Origin of the sequence: Nocardioides sp. URHA0020 (assembly GCF_000620705.1) — a bacterium.
Taxonomy (GTDB): Bacteria; Actinomycetota; Actinomycetes; order Propionibacteriales; family Nocardioidaceae; genus Nocardioides.
In genome coordinates this window covers 23,131-39,337 of sequence record NZ_KK211165.1, presented here as the reverse complement: position 1 = coordinate 39,337, position 16,207 = coordinate 23,131, and the positions used below count along the sequence as shown (strand labels likewise).

The 16,207-nt window shown below is 70.6% G+C and carries 13 protein-coding genes; 7 read left to right on the top strand and 6 right to left on the bottom strand.

Annotated elements, in window-relative coordinates; translation table 11 throughout:
• Position 1: 1 nt before the first annotated feature.
• The 3 genes from treY (at position 2) to N542_RS26355 (ending at position 5,798) form a co-directional block, all read left to right on the top strand.
• A complete protein-coding gene (gene treY / locus N542_RS0103665) occupies positions 2-2,263 on the top strand; it encodes a malto-oligosyltrehalose synthase (RefSeq protein WP_028642777.1) in 2,262 nt (753 codons plus the stop codon).
• Positions 2,260-4,008, top strand: a complete 1,749-nt coding sequence (gene treZ / locus N542_RS0103660; RefSeq protein ID WP_028642776.1) for a malto-oligosyltrehalose trehalohydrolase — start codon at positions 2,260-2,262, stop codon at positions 4,006-4,008. The genes treY and treZ overlap by 4 nt, the downstream gene beginning before the upstream one ends.
• 542 nt (positions 4,009-4,550) lie before the next feature.
• The gene (locus N542_RS26355; RefSeq protein WP_028642775.1) at positions 4,551-5,798 is read left to right on the top strand and encodes an HNH endonuclease signature motif containing protein; all 1,248 of its coding nucleotides are present in this window, start codon (positions 4,551-4,553) and stop codon (positions 5,796-5,798) included.
• Positions 5,799-5,887: 89 nt separating this feature from the next.
• Here the strand turns inward: N542_RS26355 and N542_RS0103650 are convergent, their stop codons facing one another.
• From N542_RS0103650 to N542_RS0103635, 4 genes are read right to left on the bottom strand one after another with little or no spacing between them, the layout of a single operon-like run.
• On the bottom strand, positions 5,888-6,196 hold the full coding sequence (locus N542_RS0103650) for an antibiotic biosynthesis monooxygenase family protein (protein ID WP_028642774.1): 309 nt from the start codon (positions 6,194-6,196) through the stop codon (positions 5,888-5,890).
• Between the two features lie 40 nt (positions 6,197-6,236).
• Positions 6,237-6,941 (bottom strand): hypothetical protein, encoded by a 705-nt coding sequence (locus N542_RS0103645; RefSeq protein ID WP_155992844.1) that lies wholly within the window; start codon positions 6,939-6,941, stop codon positions 6,237-6,239.
• Between the two features lie 33 nt (positions 6,942-6,974).
• Positions 6,975-7,622, bottom strand: coding sequence for a class I SAM-dependent methyltransferase (locus N542_RS0103640; RefSeq protein WP_051551363.1), 648 nt, complete (start codon positions 7,620-7,622; stop codon positions 6,975-6,977).
• Positions 7,619-8,749, bottom strand: coding sequence for a GTPase family protein (locus N542_RS0103635; RefSeq protein WP_028642771.1), 1,131 nt, complete (start codon positions 8,747-8,749; stop codon positions 7,619-7,621). Before N542_RS0103635 ends, N542_RS0103640 begins: the two co-directional genes overlap by 4 nt.
• A 72-nt stretch (positions 8,750-8,821) precedes the next feature.
• Here N542_RS0103635 and N542_RS0103630 point away from each other — a divergent pair, with 72 nt between their 5' ends.
• Positions 8,822-9,505, top strand: a complete 684-nt coding sequence (locus N542_RS0103630; RefSeq protein WP_197025844.1) for a dihydrofolate reductase family protein — start codon at positions 8,822-8,824, stop codon at positions 9,503-9,505.
• A 90-nt stretch (positions 9,506-9,595) separates the two neighbouring features.
• On the opposite strand, the gene N542_RS23225 is transcribed toward N542_RS0103630, so the two are convergent.
• A complete protein-coding gene (locus N542_RS23225) occupies positions 9,596-10,672 on the bottom strand; it encodes a PP2C family protein-serine/threonine phosphatase (RefSeq protein ID WP_051551362.1) in 1,077 nt (358 codons plus the stop codon).
• A gap of 213 nt (positions 10,673-10,885) precedes the next feature.
• Complete coding sequence (locus N542_RS0103620; RefSeq protein ID WP_028642769.1) at positions 10,886-11,590, bottom strand: TetR/AcrR family transcriptional regulator; 705 nt, start codon at positions 11,588-11,590, stop codon at positions 10,886-10,888.
• Between the two features lie 118 nt (positions 11,591-11,708).
• Here N542_RS0103620 and N542_RS23220 point away from each other — a divergent pair, with 118 nt between their 5' ends.
• The 3 genes from N542_RS23220 to N542_RS0103605 all read left to right on the top strand — a co-directional run bounded on the left by N542_RS23220 (position 11,709) and on the right by N542_RS0103605 (position 15,807).
• On the top strand, positions 11,709-13,844 hold the full coding sequence (locus N542_RS23220) for an MMPL family transporter (protein ID WP_051551361.1): 2,136 nt from the start codon (positions 11,709-11,711) through the stop codon (positions 13,842-13,844).
• A gap of 90 nt (positions 13,845-13,934) precedes the next feature.
• Positions 13,935-15,365, top strand: a complete 1,431-nt coding sequence (locus tag N542_RS0103610; RefSeq protein WP_028642768.1) for a DHA2 family efflux MFS transporter permease subunit — start codon at positions 13,935-13,937, stop codon at positions 15,363-15,365.
• A 70-nt stretch (positions 15,366-15,435) separates the two neighbouring features.
• A complete protein-coding gene (locus N542_RS0103605; protein ID WP_051551360.1) occupies positions 15,436-15,807 on the top strand; it encodes a hypothetical protein in 372 nt (123 codons plus the stop codon).
• The last annotated feature ends 400 nt before the right edge of the window (positions 15,808-16,207 follow it).

The following is a 16,207-nucleotide window of genomic DNA, read 5'->3' as shown; positions in this document are numbered from 1 at the left end:
GGTGCGGGTCCCGGTCAGCACCTACCGGCTCCAGATCACCGAGAGCTTCAACCTCGTCGAGGCCGCGGGCCGGCTGTCGTACCTCCACGACCTGGGGGTCGACTGGGTCTACCTGTCCCCGCTGCTCGCGGCGGAGCCCGGCAGCACCCACGGGTACGACGTGGCGACGTTCGACCACGTCGACCCGGCCCGTGGCGGCGCCGAGGGGCTGGCCACGCTCGTCGCCGAGGCTCGCCGGCTCGGCATGGGCGTGCTCGTCGACATCGTGCCCAACCACGTCGGCGTCGCGACGCCCGACGAGGACGCCTGGTGGTGGGACGTGCTCCAGCACGGTCGCGAGTCCGAGCACGCCCACGCCTTCGACATCGACTGGGCCGCCGGCGACGGCAAGCTGCTGCTGCCGGTCGTCGGGGACGGGGACGAGGACGCGATCGAGGTCGTCGGCGACGAGCTGCGCTACCACGACCTGCGCTTCCCGCTCGCTCCCGACACCTCGACGCACGAGGAGCAGCACTACCGCCTCGTCAACTGGCACGAGGCCGACGACAACCTCAACTACCGACGGTTCTTCGCCGTCAACAGCCTGGCAGCGGTCCGTGTCGAGGACCCCGAGGTCTTCGCGGAGACGCACATCGAGATCCGCCGCTGGTTCGACGAGGGGCTCGTCGACGGGCTCCGCGTCGACCACCCCGACGGGCTGCGCGACCCTGAGCGCTACCTGGAGGACCTCGCGGCGCTGACCGGTGGCGCCTACGTGCTGGTCGAGAAGATCCTCGAGCCCGGGGAGACCCTCTCCGCGGACTGGGCGACCCAGGGCACCACCGGGTACGACGCCCTCGGCCACATCGACCGGGTGCTCACCGACCCCACGGGTCAGGAGCCGCTGGACGCGCTCGAGACCCGGCTCCGCGGTGGCCCGGTGGACTGGGCCGAGATGATCCACGGCACCAAGCGCGAGGTGGCCGACGGCATCCTGCACTCCGAGGTCCGGCGGATCACCCGCGAGGTGCGCCGGATGACCACCGCCGCGCCGTTCACGAGCGTCGAGGACGCGATCGCCGAGCTGCTCGCGTGCTTCCCGGTCTACCGCTCCTACCTCCCGGAGGGTCTCGAGCACCTCGAGCACGCCTTCGACCTGGCCCGCGAGCACCGGCCCGACCTCGCTGCGACGTACGACGTCCTGCACCCCATCCTCACCGACGGCTGGTCCCCACCGGCGCGACGCTTCCAGCAGACCAGCGGGATGGTGATGGCCAAGGGCGTCGAGGACTGCGCGTTCTACCGCTACTCACGACTCACCTCCCTCAACGAGGTCGGCGGCGACCCGAGCGTCTTCGCGGTCTCGGTGGACGACTTCCACGCGGCGATGGCGGAGCGGCAGCGCGACTGGCCGCTGGCGATGACGACGCTCTCGACGCACGACACCAAGCGGGGCGAGGACGTGCGCGCCCGGATCACCGCGCTGGCCGAGCTGCCGGACGCGTGGGCCGCCGCGCTCGACGAGCTGCTGGCCCTCGCACCGCTGCCCGACGCGGGCTTCGGATCCCTGCTGTGGCAGGCGATCCTCGGTGCCTGGCCGGTGTCGCCCGACCCCGACCTGCGGGACCGTCTGCACGGGTACGCCGAGAAGGCGATGCGCGAGGCCGGTGACCGGACCACGTGGACCGAGCCGGACGAGGCCTACGAGTCGGCGGTCCACGCCGCCGTCGACACCGCCTTCGACGACGCCGACGTACGCCGCGTGCTCGACGGGCTGATCGCCCGCGTCGACGACGCCGGCCGCTCCAACGCGCTCGCCGCCAAGCTCGTGGCGATCACGATGCCGGGCGTGCCGGACGTCTACCAGGGCAGCGAGCTCTGGGAGCAGTCGCTCGTCGACCCCGACAACCGTCGCTTCGTCGACTTCGACCACCGCGCCGCCGTGCTGGCGGGGACCGCGGAGGACGACGCCGCGACCAAGCTGCAGGTGACCCGCGAGGCACTGACCCTGCGACGTGACCGGCCTGAGCTCTTCACGACGTACGCCCCGGTCGGCGCGAGCGGTCCGGCCGCCGGGCACGTGCTCGCCTTCGACCGCGGCGGGGCGATCACGGTCGCCACGCGGCTGCCCGTTGGGCTCGCCACCACCGGCTGGGCCGACACGACCCTCGACCTGCCCGCCGGCACCTGGCGCGACGTGCTGACCGGGTCGGTGGCGTCCCCGGTGCTGGCCGATCTCCTCGACACCCACCCCGTCGCGCTACTGATCCGGGAGGACGCATGACCTACGGCCCCTTCGACGTCTGGGCTCCGCGCCCGAGCCGGGTGCGGCTGGTGGCCGCCGGGGAGACCATCGACATGGTCAAGGACGAGGACGACTGGTGGACACCGGTCGGCCCGGTCCCCGACCCCGAGGGCGACGAGGTCGACTACGGCTACCTCATCGACGACGACGAGACCCCGCGCCCCGACCCGTGGTCGCGACGCCAGCCCGACGGCGTGCACGGGCTCTCGCGCACCCACGACGCCACCGTCTTCGCGTGGACCGATGCCGGCTGGACCGGCCGTCAGCTCGCGGGCGCCGTCATCTACGAGCTGCACATCGGGACGTTCACGCCCGATGGCACCTTCGACGCCGCCCTCGGCCGGCTCGGCCACCTGCGCGACCTCGGCGTCGACTTCGTCGAGGTGATGCCGGTCAACGCGTTCAACGGCACCCACAACTGGGGCTACGACGGCGTCCTGTGGCACGCCGTGCACGAGGGGTACGGCGGGCCCGCCGGCTACCAGCGCTTCGTCGACGGGTGCCACGCCGCGGGACTCGGCGTCATCCAGGACGTGGTCTACAACCACCTCGGCCCCTCCGGCAACTACCTCCCGCTCTTCGGTCCCTACCTGAAGTCCGGCGCCAACACCTGGGGCGACCTGGTCAACCTCGACGAGGAGGGCTCGGACGCCGTACGCCGCTACATCCTCGACAACGCTCAGATGTGGCTCTCGGACTACCATGTGGACGGCCTGCGGCTCGACGCCGTGCACGCGCTCGAGGACTCCTCCGACGTGCACCTGCTGGAGGAGCTGGCGGTCGAGGTGGCCGCGCTGTCGGCACACGTCGGTCGCCCGCTGACGCTGATCGCGGAGTCCGACCTCAACGACGCCCACCTGGTGACCCCGCGGGAGGCGGGCGGCTACGGACTGGACGCCCAGTGGAGCGACGACTTCCACCACGCCGTGCACGTGGCGCTGACGCGGGAGACCGACGGCTACTACGCCGACTTCGAGCCACTGGACGCCCTGGCGAAGGTGATCGAGCGCGGGTTCTTCCACGACGGCACCTACTCCTCGTTCCGCGGCCGCAACCACGGCAGCGAGATCGACACCGACAAGATGCCCAGCTGGCGCTTGGTGGTGGCGAGCCAGAACCACGACCAGATCGGCAACCGCGCCGTCGGCGACCGGCTCACCGAGAGCCTGGACGACGACCAGCTGGCGTGCGCGGCGTTGCTCACCATGACGGGCCCCTTCACGCCGATGCTCTTCCAGGGCGAGGAGTGGGCCGCGTCGACGCCGTTCCAGTTCTTCACCTCGCACCCCGAGCCCGAGCTCGGCAAGGCGACGGCGGAGGGCCGGATCGCGGAGTTCGAGCGGATGGGCTGGGACCCCGACGTGGTCCCCGACCCCCAGGACCCCGAGACCTTCCGGCGCTCCCAGCTCGACTGGGCCGAGCTCACGACCGGACGCCACGCCCGCCTGCTCGACGTCTACCGCCGCCTCGCCACCCTGCGCCGGCAACGCGCCGAGCTCACCGACCCGTCGTTCGCCCACAACGCCTGCCTCGTCGACGAGGACAGCCGGCTCTTCGAGATGTGGCGCGGTGACGTGCACGTCGTCGTCAACTTCGGTGACTCCGAGGCCGTCATCGAGCTCGACGAGCCGAGCGAGCTGCTCTTCGAGACGGGCTCCGGCGTGGTGCTCACCGGCGACACGCTCACGGTCCCGGCGCACGCCGGCGCCGTCATCGCTCCCTGAGCCAGGCGTCGAACGACCGGACGAAGAGGTCGTGGCTGGCGACCATGCCGGCTCACCGGTGGTTGAGGTGCGAGGCGCGCTAGCGCCGAGCCTCGAAACCCCCGCAACGAAAGCGGCAGTGAGCACGAGCGGGGGTTGCAGCCCGCCGCGGCCTTCCGGTGGTTGAGGTGTGAGGCGCGCTAGCGCCGAGCCTCGAAACCCCCGCAGCGAAAGCGGCAGTGGGCGCGAGCGGGGGTTGCAGCCCGCCGCGGCCTTCCGGTGGTTGAGGTGTGAGGCGCGCTAGCGCCGAGCCTCGAAACCCCCGCAGCGAAAGCGGGGTCGGCGCGAGCGGGGGTTGCAGCCCGCCGCGGCCTTCGGGTGGTTGAGGTGCGAGGCGCGCTAGCGCCGAGCCTCGAAACCACCCCGTGCGGAGAGGACCAGCGGCGGTGTCGGGGACCTCTGTGGTGGGCCACTTTTCGTTCACAGCTCCGCCTTCGACACCGCCCTCCACAGTCCTGCGGAGCATGGATGCAGATGTCGGCTGTTCGAGGTTGGCTGGATCCATGACGGCGATGACCACATCCCACCACCAGGTGGCCGAAGCGACGGCGCGGATGCGCGGGATCGCCGACGTCCTGGTGGAGGCGTCGGTGTGGTCGATGAGCGCTCCGGAAGCAGCCTCCACGCTGGTGGAACTGGGCCGCCTGAAGGCTCAGGTGGTCGAGCTCGAAGCCCGGGTCGCTGCGCATGCCGATGAGGTCGAGGTCGGCACGGACGTGGGAGCCACGAGCACGTCGAACTGGTACGCCCACCAGACCCGAGAGACCAGGTCGGCGGCCTACCGGACCGTGCGCCGCGGCTACGACCTCGCGATCTACGACCGGGTCCGGACCGCGCTCGCGCACGGCGACCTGCGCCTGGAGCAGGCCGATGTCATCCTTCGGGCGGTCAAGGCACTGCCCGATGGCCTGGACCCGGAGCTGCTGATCAGGGCCGAGGAGCACCTCGTCACCGCCGCGGGAGAGCACGACGCGAAGCGCCTCACCATCCTCGGACGCAGACTCCTCGAGGTCATCGCCCCGGACCTCGCCGACCAGCACGAGTCCGACCTCCTCGAACGTGAAGAGGCCAAAGCGGCCCAGGCATGTCGGCTCACGATGAGCGACGACGGCCACGGCAAGGTCCACGGACGGTTCACGTTGCCCGCGCTGCAGGCAGCAGAGCTGAAGAAGATGCTGCTCGCGTTGGCCGCACCCAAGCACCTCGCCGCCACCCACGGAGCGGGAGTGGAGAGGCGCCCTGGACCGGAGCGGATGGGCAGGGCGTTCGCCGAGCTCATCGAAAGGATCGGCGCCAAGGACCTTCCTCAGGTCGGAGGCAGGGACGCGACCATCGTGGTCACCATCGACCACGACACCCTCCTCGCCAAGCTCGAGAAGGCCGGGATCCTCGACACCGGCGAGCGCATCAGCCCAGCCGCAGCCCGCCGATTGGCGTGCACCGCCAAGATCATTCCCGTCGTCCTCGGCGCCGACTCAGAGGTCCTCGACGTCGGCCGAGCACGACGGTTCTTCACCAAGGCCCAGCTCACCGCCATCACTCTCCGCGACAGAGGCTGCGTCACCGAAGGCTGCGACTGGCCACCCTGGATGTGCCACGCACACCACTGGACCAGGTGGACCGACGGAGGACCATCCAACCTCCACAACGCCGGCCTCCTCTGCCCAAGACACCACGCCCGCGCCCACGACCCGACGTACACAATGCAGAAGCAGCCCGACGGCAAGGTCACCTTCACCCGACGCCAATAGGCCGACAGCGTGCGCGCACGTTGCCCCACCTGCGCTGCGGAGGTTTCGAGACGGCGCTGGCGCGCCTCCTCAACCACCGGGGCGCGGGGTCAGCTCGCAGGGAGCACCGAGAGGACCGGGTCGAAGTGCTCGACGACCGGGAACGGGTCGTAGAAGTCGTGGAGCAGGCGCCGCCACTCCTGGTACTCGGCCGACCCACGGAAGCCGACCGTGTGGTCCTCGAGGGTCTCCCACTCGACGAGCAGCAGGAAGGCGCTGGGCCGCTCCTGACACCGCGACAGCGTGAGCGAGACGAAGCCCGGCATCGAGGAGATGATCAGCTTCGCCTCGTCGAAGGCGGTGACGAAGTCCTCCTCGCGGCTCGGCTTCACGGGCAGGAGGGCGTGCTCGAGGATCACGTGCCCACGCTAGCGTCGGCCGACGTTGTCGGTCAGCCGGTCAGCCGGCGAGGTTGGAGAGGTCGACGATGTCGTCCTCGGCCGGCGCCTCGACGTCGAACTTCTCGTCGAACTCCGAGAACGTCACGCTGCCGGCGTCGTCACCGTCGGTCTTCTCGATCTTGACGAGGTAGTGCGGCTCGTCGACCCGCACGTAGCCGGTCGACGTCCCGTCCGAGTCCTTGTGCTCGACCGGGACGGCGTCGTCGCCGTCGACCTTCTTGACGTCGCGCTTCTTGTACGTCGAGTCGTCGTCCTTGTCGCTCTTCAGCATCTCGTCGAGCAGCTTGTCGATGTCGCAGAACTCGTCGAAGCCGTCGCCACCGGAGGGGACGACCACCCACTTGTCGCCGACGAGCGTGATGATCTGGTCGGCGGACGCGCCGCCGCTGGACTTCCAGAACGCCTCGTCGGGCTTGAACCAGATCTTGCCGCCGACGCCGAGGAGCTCGGCCTTGCCGCCGCCGACGCCGACCGAGCCGGTGCAGTCACCCTTGTCGTTGGTCTGGATGTCGAGGGAGACCTCGTTGCCCGAGGTCTTGACGGTGCCGGTGACCTTGACGGCGTCGAGCTTCTTCATCGCACTCTTCGAGGCGTCGGCGATCTTCTCGCCGGACTGGGAGGTGAAGTCGTCGTCACCGCCTCCGCAGGCGGTGAGCGCGGCGGCCATTCCGATGCTGGCCAGGGCGAGTCCGATGCGAGTCATGCCGCCAAGCCTCCCATCCGCTCCAGGGCCTGACTACGGGAGGTCTGATCCACGGAGGCCGCTGGCGGCCGGCTCCGCGTAGAGCGTGATCGCGTAGCCGTCGGTCGCGTCGAAGGCGGCCCCGTCCCAACTGCTGTAGCGGGCCGTGGCGTCCAGCCCCAGCGCCCCGAAGGCCGCGTCGAGGTCGCTCAGCGCCGTCGGCGGGCAGCCGGCGGGCAGGTGCGCGGCGTCGAGGCCGAAGCCGCAGACCACGACGCCCCCGGGCGCGAGGTGCCGCCCCAGCCGCTCGCACGCGTCGAGCAGGGTGCCGGGCTCGAGCAGGGGGATGGTGTTGCCCGCGACGAGCACGACGTCGAAGCGCTCGCCCAGGTCGAAGGCGGACAGGTCGGCGAGCCGCCAGTCCAGCTCCGGCGCGCCGGCCCGCGCCACGTCGAGCATCGACGCGTCCACGTCGACCCCGACGACGTCGTACCCCAGCTCTGCCAGGCGTACGGCGACCCGTCCGGTGCCGCAGCCGGCGTCGAGGACCCGCGCCGGGGGTGCCAGCAGCCGGGCCACGAACGTCGCCTCACCGTGGATGTCCGCGCCCCGGGCCGCCATCGCGCGGAACCGCTGGTCGTACACGCGGGCGTAGTCGGCACCCACCGTCTCGCGCGCGATCCGCTCCCACCGGGTGCTCACGACGGCTTGCGCCTCGACGCGCGGGTCTTGAACTCCTCGAGGAAGATCCGGTGCACGCTCTCGCTCTCGAGCGCTCCCCCGACGGCAGCGAGCTCGCCGCGCGCGAGACGCTCGCAGACCCGCATCCAGGCGTGCCCCATCGCGTAGGTGAACGTGCCCGCGACGGTCGCGCTGATCGGTGCCGCCACCGCCGTGCCGGCACCGGGCACGAACTTGATCATGTTGGTCACCACCGAGCGCCCCGCGGTCGTCGCGGCCGCGGTCGCGGCGATCGAGGCGGCGGTGGAGCGCTCGATGGAGATCCCGTAGGTGACCGCGATCGAGGCCATCATTCCGATCTGGATCGGGACGAGGAGCGCCGCGTCGGAGAAGGGGATGGGGGAGGCTCCGGCGGTGGTGGCTGCGCCCGTCGCCGCCTTGACGGCCACCTCCGCCCGCTCGCGCTTCCGCTCGAAGTCGATCCGCTGGGCGGAGGTGATGGCATGGGCGACGCCGTCAGGCGCGCCTCGAAAGGTGGCATCGAGGACTTCCTGCAGGCCGTACGCCGACTGTCCCGTGAAGTCGTCGGCCAGCGCCATCGTGTAGTGGATCAGCCCGTCCTGGATCGGCAGCTCGAGGGCTGCGATGCTCGCCGCCAGCGCCTCGGCGTCGGGGTGCACCCGGTCACCGGAGCGGGGCACCTGGGTCAGCACCAGGATCACCGGCAGCCCGAGCTCGTGCAGCGCCCGGATGAAGTCGGCCTCGGTCGCCTCGAAGCGCCGGTCCCCGGCGCGGACGCAGTACCAGGCGACGTGGAGCTGCTCGGCCAACGGCTTGCGCCGCATCCCGTGCAGGTAGTCCTTGAGCTCGCCGATCAGGGCCGCGTTGTCGCGCCCGACCTCGAGCCCCCGGGTGTCGAGCACCCCCAGGGCGCCGCTCTGGTGCAGGTAGAGGTGCTCGGCGCGGGTGACCGGCTCACCGATCCCGGTCCGGGCGATCTCGCTGCCGAAGATCGCGTTGACCAGGGTGCTCTTGCCGACCCCGGTCTTGCCGAAGATCGCCAGGTTGAAGCGACCGATCTCGTCGGCCTTGTCCTTCCAGGCCTTCCCGAAGGCCTGGCCGAACCACTCGTCCGTGGGCTTCGCCATGGGCCAAGGGTCTCAGGGGTGCGCAAGAGTAGGCGCCGGGGGCGATGAGATCGCCGGACCAGCGCGGTCGACATGACCACGGACAACCAGCCGAAGGAGCAGGACGACGTGACGCAGATGGTGCGAGTGCACAACTTCGTGGTCTCGAGCGATGGGTACGCCGCGGGCGAGGGACAGAGCCTGGCGACACCCTTCGGGCACGCCGACCCCGCCGAGCTGATGGGCTGGGCGGGCGCGACCGCGAGCTGGCCGAACCGCTCCGACCCGGGTGGCAGCCGAGGCCTCGACGACTACCTGGTGCGCGACTTCCACCGCAACATCGGCGCGGAGATCATGGGCCGCAACAAGTTCGGCCCCTACCGCGGGCCGTGGGCCGACCACGAGTGGCAGGGCTGGTGGGGCGAGGAGCCTCCGTTCCACACCCCCGTCTTCGTGATGACCCATCACCAGCGTCCGCCGCTGACGCTGTCCGACACCACGTTCCACTTCGTCGACGGCTCGCCCGCCGAGGTGCTGGAGCTCGCGCTCGGCGCGGCCGACGGCAAGGACGTCCGGCTGGGAGGGGGCGCCAACACGGTCCGGCAGTTCATCGACGCCGGCCTCGTCGACACGCTGCACATCGCCGTCTCGCCCGTCGAGCTGGGCGCCGGCTCGCGCCTCTGGACCGCACCGGACCAGCTGCTCGACCGCTACCACCGCGACGTCGTACCCAGCCCCGACAGCGGCGTCGTCCACCACCTGTTCTGGCGCGACTGAGGCAGCTGCGGCTCAGTAGTACCAGGGGAAACGCGGCACGCTGAGCGACTGTCGTGGGTTTCAGATGGCGGGCGTCGGAGGAGGGTCGCACTATCCTGCTGGATCGCCGGGGGCCTCGGACAGGTTCTCGATGAGCACGACCGCCAGATCGTCCTCGAGCCGCCGCTGTGGAACGTAGGAGGCCACCGCAGCCACCACCGCATCGATCGCCTGATCCACGGGGTCCGATCGCAGTGATGACACGAGGGAGGGAATGGGGAAGAACTCCCCGCGGGCGTCGCGAGCCTCGCTCAGCCCGTCGGTGTACATCAGCAGCCGATCACCGAGGTTCCACCCCACGATCGCCTCGACGTAGGCACCAGAAGGCTGGCCGAGACCCATGCCCAGGGGCAGGCCTTGGGAGAGGTCGAGCAGGGTCGCCTCAGCCGACCCGACCAGTAGCGGACCCGGATGGCCGGCACCCACGATCTTCAGCTCGTCGGACCGAGTCACGTCAACGAGCAGGGCGGTCACGAACTCCTCCTCACCGAAGAAGCCAGCAAGGTAGTCGTCCATCTCGCGCGCGACCTCGGCGAGAGTAGGTCGCAGCGCTGCGGCCTGCCGGAAGGCCCGGATCACGCGTGCCGCCTGCTCCACGCCCGCGATCCCCTTCCCCCGGACATCACCGACGAGCAACCGGATCCGGTCCTCGGAGTGGTAGCAGTCGTAGAGATCGCCACCCACCAGCGCACCCCGGGCAGCGGACTGGTAGCGCGCAGCGATGGCGACGCGTCCGGCCCGCGCCGGAAGCGCCGGAAGGATGGCCCGCTGGGCCACCTGCGCGATCTGCGACAGCTGGGCGAACCGACGCTCACGATGGACCCGGACAGCCGCGATCGTGACAGCGGCCACGCCCACCAGAAAGACGTTGAGAAGGCGCACGTTGTGCTGAGCGGTCCCCAAGGTGTCGTTCCAGACCCCGGAGGCAACGGCCAAGGCGAACGCCAGCCCGGCGATGGCCGCCGTGCCCCTCGCCGGCACCACCGCGCAGGCGATCAGCGGCGCCATTCCGAAAAGCGCCGTCAGGATGGCGAAATCGGGCGGGATCGCCAGGTCGAGAACCACCAGCAGGGCGAGCACGAACACGGCGAGCCCAGCCCCGACGAGTTGGACCCGTTCCTGCTTCATCGCCGTTCTACCGCCCCCTCGTCACTCCCGACCGAAACGCAATCGTAAATGGGATTCGGGCGGCGAAGTGAGGTTTCACCGACCTGCCCACCCACCGTCACCTCGCCGCAAAGAGCGTGGGTGGGAGGGGTGCCCGGCGGTGGGCGTCGGAAGTGGTTGGGCGTGCATGCCGGGCCGTGACCAGCGCCGTGAGTTCAGAAGGACGACGCGCCGCTAGCTGCCCGTGGCTATGCCGACGACAGCGTCCAGCTCTGCATGGATCAGCAGACCCGCGTCCAGGCCCATGTCTCCCACGACACCGGCCAGCTCAAGCGTGAGGATTCCGTGCAGCCGAGTCCAGGTGAGGACGCCGAGCAACAGGACCGCCGATGACAGCTCGTGGTCAGTCTCTGCTTCCGCCGGAGCAGTTGCCCACGCATCGAGTTGCGCCTCCAACTGACCCCCGGGTCGCGGCAGGGCTGTTCCACTGGCATGGACGAGACCTCCGAGGATCGCGAGCAGCACCTCCATCGCGGGCTGGATCGCCGCGATCGCCTCGTGGGGGTCCGCGTATCCGGCTGGGCGGACGCTGAACAGCATCTCGTAGCGGTAGGGGTTCGCCAGTGCCCACTGTCGGTAGGCCTCGATCACGCCTCGCAGGCGGACCTCCGGTGACTTGCGACGCCCGGCGTCAGCAGCGCTCTGGACGGCGTCGGCGAGTTCGCCGTAGCCCTGTGTCACGAGCGCGGCCAGCAGCTCGTCCCGTGAGGCGTAGTAGCGGTAGATCGCCGGGCCCGACATCCCCATCGACTTGGCGATCGCGTTCAACGACAGGGCGGCGACGCCGCCCTGGGTCACCTGCGCGACAGCGTGGTGCGAGATCTCGTCGAGTGTCTGGCGGCGGAGGCGCTCGCGTCGGTCCGGGGCGGCATCTGTCATGTCACCAATGTAACACCATCAATCGTTGTAGACAGGGCGTAATTGTTGCTATACCTTCTAACTCACGAGAGAGGGCGGAACGCAAGCGCCTGATCGAACCCAGTAGAGGAGCCCCCTCATGATTCGACTACTCACCCGGGTTGCGGACGCGGCCTTCGTCCACCACCGCCGCACGGTGCTCGGCTGGCTCGCCGCCCTCGTGGTCGCGATCGGTCTGGTCACCGCGTTCGGCGGCAGCTACGTCGCCGACTACAACACCCCAGGCTCGGACTCCGAGGCCGCCTCGAAGCTGCTCGACGAGCGCTTCGGCGGCCGGTCGGGCGACCAGGTCGACGTGGTCTGGACGGCGTCCGAGGGCGCCACGTCGCCGGAGGCGACCCGACGCGTCGACCAGCTGATCGAGGACGCCGGAGAGATCTCCGGCGTCGTTGCCGGCGCCCAGGCGGCCGACGCCCAGGTCTCACCCGATGGCCGCACCGCCGTCGTACGGCTCGCGCTCGACCGCCCAGCGAGCGCCATGGCCGCCACCGACGGCGCCCAGCTCGCCGAGCTCGCCGAGCAGGCCTCCAGCGACGGGGTCACCGTCGCCATCGGCGGTAACGTGCCCGGTCTCAAGGCCGCGCCGGCCATGACCGCCGAGCTCGTCGGCATCGCGGTCGCAGCGATCGTGCTGCTGTTGACCTTCGGGACCGTCGTCGCCGCCGGCCTCCCGCTGCTCGTCGCACTCTTCGGAGTCACCGTGGCGGTCCTGCTGGGCGGAGTCCTCGCTGCGCTCCTGGACACCCCGGACTGGTCTCTGGAGGTGGCGCTGATGATCGGCATCGGGGTCGGGATCGACTACGCCCTGCTGATCCTCACCCGCTACCGCAGCGAGCTGCACAGCGGCAAGGACCCGCGGGCCGCCAACCTCGTGGCGATGCGCACCGCCGGTCACTCGGTCGCGACCGCCGGAGCAACCGTCGTCATCTCGCTCGCCGGCCTGTTCCTGATGCGGCTGCCCTACCTGTACGGCGTCGCCCTCGCCTCCAGCCTCGCCGTGCTGGTCGTCATGGCTGCGGCCGTGACGCTCCTGCCCGCCATCCTCGGCATGCTCGGACACCGCATCGACCGTCTCCAGGTGGGCCGCTTCGGCAAGCCCGTCGTCGTCCCCGAGAAGGCCCCCGCTGCCCGGTGGGCACGCCTGGTCACCAAGCGCCCGCTGCCGGCCGCGCTTGCCGCACTCGGCGTCCTCGTCCTGCTCACCGTGCCGCTCGCCGGCATCCGCTTCGGGTTCCCCGACGCGGGCAACGACGCCACCGACTCAACGACCCGCGAGGCCTACACCCTGATCGCCGACGGCTTCGGCCCCGGCGCCAACGGTCCCCTGATCGCCGTGGCCGACAGCAGCGACCACGCCGCCGTCGAAGAGCTCGCCACCGAGATCGCCCAGGACCGCGACGTGCTCGCGGTCGCACCGCCCCAGTTCAACCAGGCCGACGACACCGCCCTGCTGGTCATCACCCCCCGGCGTACGCCGGAGTCACCTGCGACCAAGGCACTCGTCGACCGACTGCGCGACGACGTACTGGCCAGCTCCGGCATCGACGTCGCTCTCGGCGGCCAGACCGCGGCCAGCGTCGACCAGTCCGATGTCACGGCCCGACGCCTGCCGCTCTTCATCGGCGCGGTCGTGCTGCTGTCCTTCCTGCTGCTCCTCGGCGCCTTCCGGGCACCGGTGATCGCGCTGAAGGCCAGCGTCATGACGGTCTTCTCGATCATCGCCGCCTACGGCGTCGTCGCCCTTGTCGCCGAAGGCGGCTGGGCCGGCCAGCTCGTGGGCATCGACACCGACGTGCCCGTGCCGCCGTTCATCCCGGTCATGATGTTCGCCGTCCTCTTCGGACTCTCGATGGACTACGAGGTCTTCCTGGTCTCGCGCATCAAGGAGGAGCGCGACCGCCTGGGCGACTCCCGCGCCGCCGTCACGGTCGGAGTCGCGAAGACCGCTCGGGTGATCATGGCCGCCGCGGCCATCATGGTGTCGGTCTTCGGCGCCTTCGCGCTCAGCACCGACATCATGCTCAAGCTGATCGGCATCGGCCTGGCCGCCGCCATCCTCATCGACGCCACACTCGTCCGGATGGTCCTCGTGCCAGCCCTGATGCACCTCCTCGGCGACCGCGCCTGGTGGACCCCCCGCAGGTTCCGCACGTCCGCTACTCCGGTGGAGGAGCCGTCCGACAGGTCCGGGGTGGCCGCCTTCGACGGCGCCTGATCGACCGCACGCCATGCGTCGCCGCCGTCGACCCGCGTCGGCGGCGGCGACCCCCCACCTCGCACCTCAGAGTCCACCAGGAGGACCACCATGACCACCACCGCGCTTGCCCCCACGCCATCCCTCACGACGCGCGCGCCACGGCGCTGGCTCGCCCTCACCGTGCTCGCCTTCGCCCAGTTCCTCGTCGTCCTCGACGCATCCATCGTCAACATTGCCCTGCCGTCCATCGGCAGCCAGCTCGGACTCGACACCGTCGCCCTGAGCTGGGTCATCACCGCCTACGTGCTGCCGTTCGGCGGACTGCTGCTCCTCGGCGGACGCCTCGCCGACCGGTACGGACACCGCCGCCTCTTCATGACCGGCACAGCCGGCTTCGTCGCTGCCTCAGCGGCCGCCGGACTGGCCTCCAGCGGTGCCATGCTGCTCGCCGCTCGCGCCTTCCAGGGCGGCTCTGCCGCGTTGCTCGCCCCCGCCTCGCTGGCTCTCGTCACCCAGATCTTCGTGACCTCGAGCGACCGCGCGAAGGCCCTCGGGATCTGGGGCGCCGTCGCCGGAGCCGGCAGCGCCGCCGGCGTCCTCCTCGGAGGCATCCTCACCTCCGCCCTCGGCTGGGAGTCCGTCTTCTTCGTCAACGTGCCCATCGGCATGCTCGTGCTGGCCACGATCCCCGGCCTCATCACCCGGGACACCGCAGGTGAGCGCACCCGCCTCGACCTCCCCGGCGCCCTGACGGTCACCGCCGGACTCACCGCGATCGTCGGCGCCCTGTCTCAGACCGAGCGCCTCGGCTTCACCCACCCGGTCGTGATCGGCCTCGGCGTCGTGGGCGCCGTGCTCCTCGCGGTGTTCGTCGCCATCGAGGCCCGCACCGCGTCCCCGCTCGTGCGGCTGCACATCTTCCGCAATCGCAGCGTCAGCGGTGGGAACCTCGCCATGCTCTTCGTCGGCGGCGCCACGACGGGCGTGTTCTTCGCACTGTCGATCTACATGCAGGCCGTCCTCGGCTACGACGCCCTCAAGTCCGGGCTCACCCAGCTGCCCCTGGCCGGCACGCTGGTGCTCACCGCAGGTGCCGTGCCCGCTGCCATCGAACGGCTCGGGCTGCGTAGGACCGTCGCCGTGTCACTGACGATCCTCGCCGGCGGCCTCGCCTGGCTCGCCACCGCGCCGTACGACGCGACGTTCCTGCAGCACATCCTCGGCCCCTCGGTGGTCATCGGCATCGGCCTGGCCGGGGCCTTCGTCGCCGGCACGCAGCTGGCCGTCGACGGCGTCGCGACCGACGAGGCCGGACTGGCCAGCGGCCTGGTCAACACCAGCCAGCAGATCGGTGGCGCACTCGGCCTCGCCGTCCTCACCACCCTGGCCACCAACCACACCACACACCTGCTCGCCACCTCCACCCCCGCGACCCAGGCACTCACCGCCGGCCTGAGCTGGGCCTTCCTCGGCGCCGGCGCCTTCGCCCTCGTCGGCGCTATCGCGGTGACTCTCGTCGGCCAACGCCACAAGCCGTGACCCCTGCCGCACCTGAACCAACCGCACCGCCGAACCGCCCGACCACCCGGGCCAACCCAAGGAGAGCACCATGTCCACAGTCACCAGCCCCACCGCCCACACGCTGAACGACGACCAGGCTCACCGCGCCTCGAGACGCCTCGTCATCGCGGCGGTCTCCATCCCCGTCATGGTCATCGGGCAGTTCGCCATGCTCGCCGTCATCCCCGTCACCATCGTCGTCAGGACCACCTGGCGCCACCCGCACCTCCGGCCGCTGCGGGCCTGGGCTGTCGGACTCGCAGCCGTGTACGCGACGCCCCTAGCACTCTGGGCCATCGGACCCGACCGAGCACCGAGCCTGTCACAGGACATGGCCGCACCCCTGGCGACACTCATCGTCGCGGGATCGAGCGCCTTCGTCGCCCGCCACCTGGCGTCCGGGAGGGCCTCCAGGTCGTGACCCGGCCGCAATGGTGGGATCGCTCCCCATGGCATTTGTAACGTTTCATCGCGTCTTCTGTTACGGACGGAGTCCGACCGACGAGTCGTTCTAACGTCCCTCCTCGTGCGCACACCCCGCCGCACTCCCGGTCACCGTCGGGCCCGTCTTCATCCGGACGATCTCCCGCTGTGCCATCGAACACAAGGAGATTTTGTGTCCAGACGATTGTTGTCGAGGCCTATTCGCGGAGTCGCCCTCTCCCTCGGTACGGCGCTCGTGCTGACCGCGGTCCCGGTGGTCGACGCGGTCGCCGCACCGTCCTCGGCCGTCCTCGCGGCGCACCAGAGCGCGGCCGACGGCCACCTGGAAGCGCGCCGACCCGCGTCGCCATCGGTCGGAGTGTCGAGCCACCCGCACT

Excerpts from the sequence above, each read along its gene's own strand:
- N542_RS0103610 (WP_028642768.1), top strand. The coding sequence starts at position 13,935 with ATGACCACCACCGCGCTTGCCCCCACGCCATCCCTCACGACGCGCGCG.
- N542_RS0103645 (WP_155992844.1), bottom strand. The coding sequence starts at position 6,941 with ATGACTCGCATCGGACTCGCCCTGGCCAGCATCGGAATGGCCGCCGCG.
- N542_RS0103630 (WP_197025844.1), top strand. The coding sequence starts at position 8,822 with ATGACCACGGACAACCAGCCGAAGGAGCAGGACGACGTGACGCAGATG.
- N542_RS0103635 (WP_028642771.1), bottom strand. The coding sequence starts at position 8,749 with ATGGCGAAGCCCACGGACGAGTGGTTCGGCCAGGCCTTCGGGAAGGCC.
- N542_RS0103605 (WP_051551360.1), top strand. The coding sequence starts at position 15,436 with ATGTCCACAGTCACCAGCCCCACCGCCCACACGCTGAACGACGACCAG.
- N542_RS26355 (WP_028642775.1), top strand. The coding sequence starts at position 4,551 with ATGACGGCGATGACCACATCCCACCACCAGGTGGCCGAAGCGACGGCG.
- N542_RS23225 (WP_051551362.1), bottom strand. The coding sequence starts at position 10,672 with ATGAAGCAGGAACGGGTCCAACTCGTCGGGGCTGGGCTCGCCGTGTTC.
- treZ (WP_028642776.1), top strand. The coding sequence starts at position 2,260 with ATGACCTACGGCCCCTTCGACGTCTGGGCTCCGCGCCCGAGCCGGGTG.
- N542_RS0103620 (WP_028642769.1), bottom strand. The coding sequence starts at position 11,590 with ATGACAGATGCCGCCCCGGACCGACGCGAGCGCCTCCGCCGCCAGACA.
- N542_RS23220 (WP_051551361.1), top strand. The coding sequence starts at position 11,709 with ATGATTCGACTACTCACCCGGGTTGCGGACGCGGCCTTCGTCCACCAC.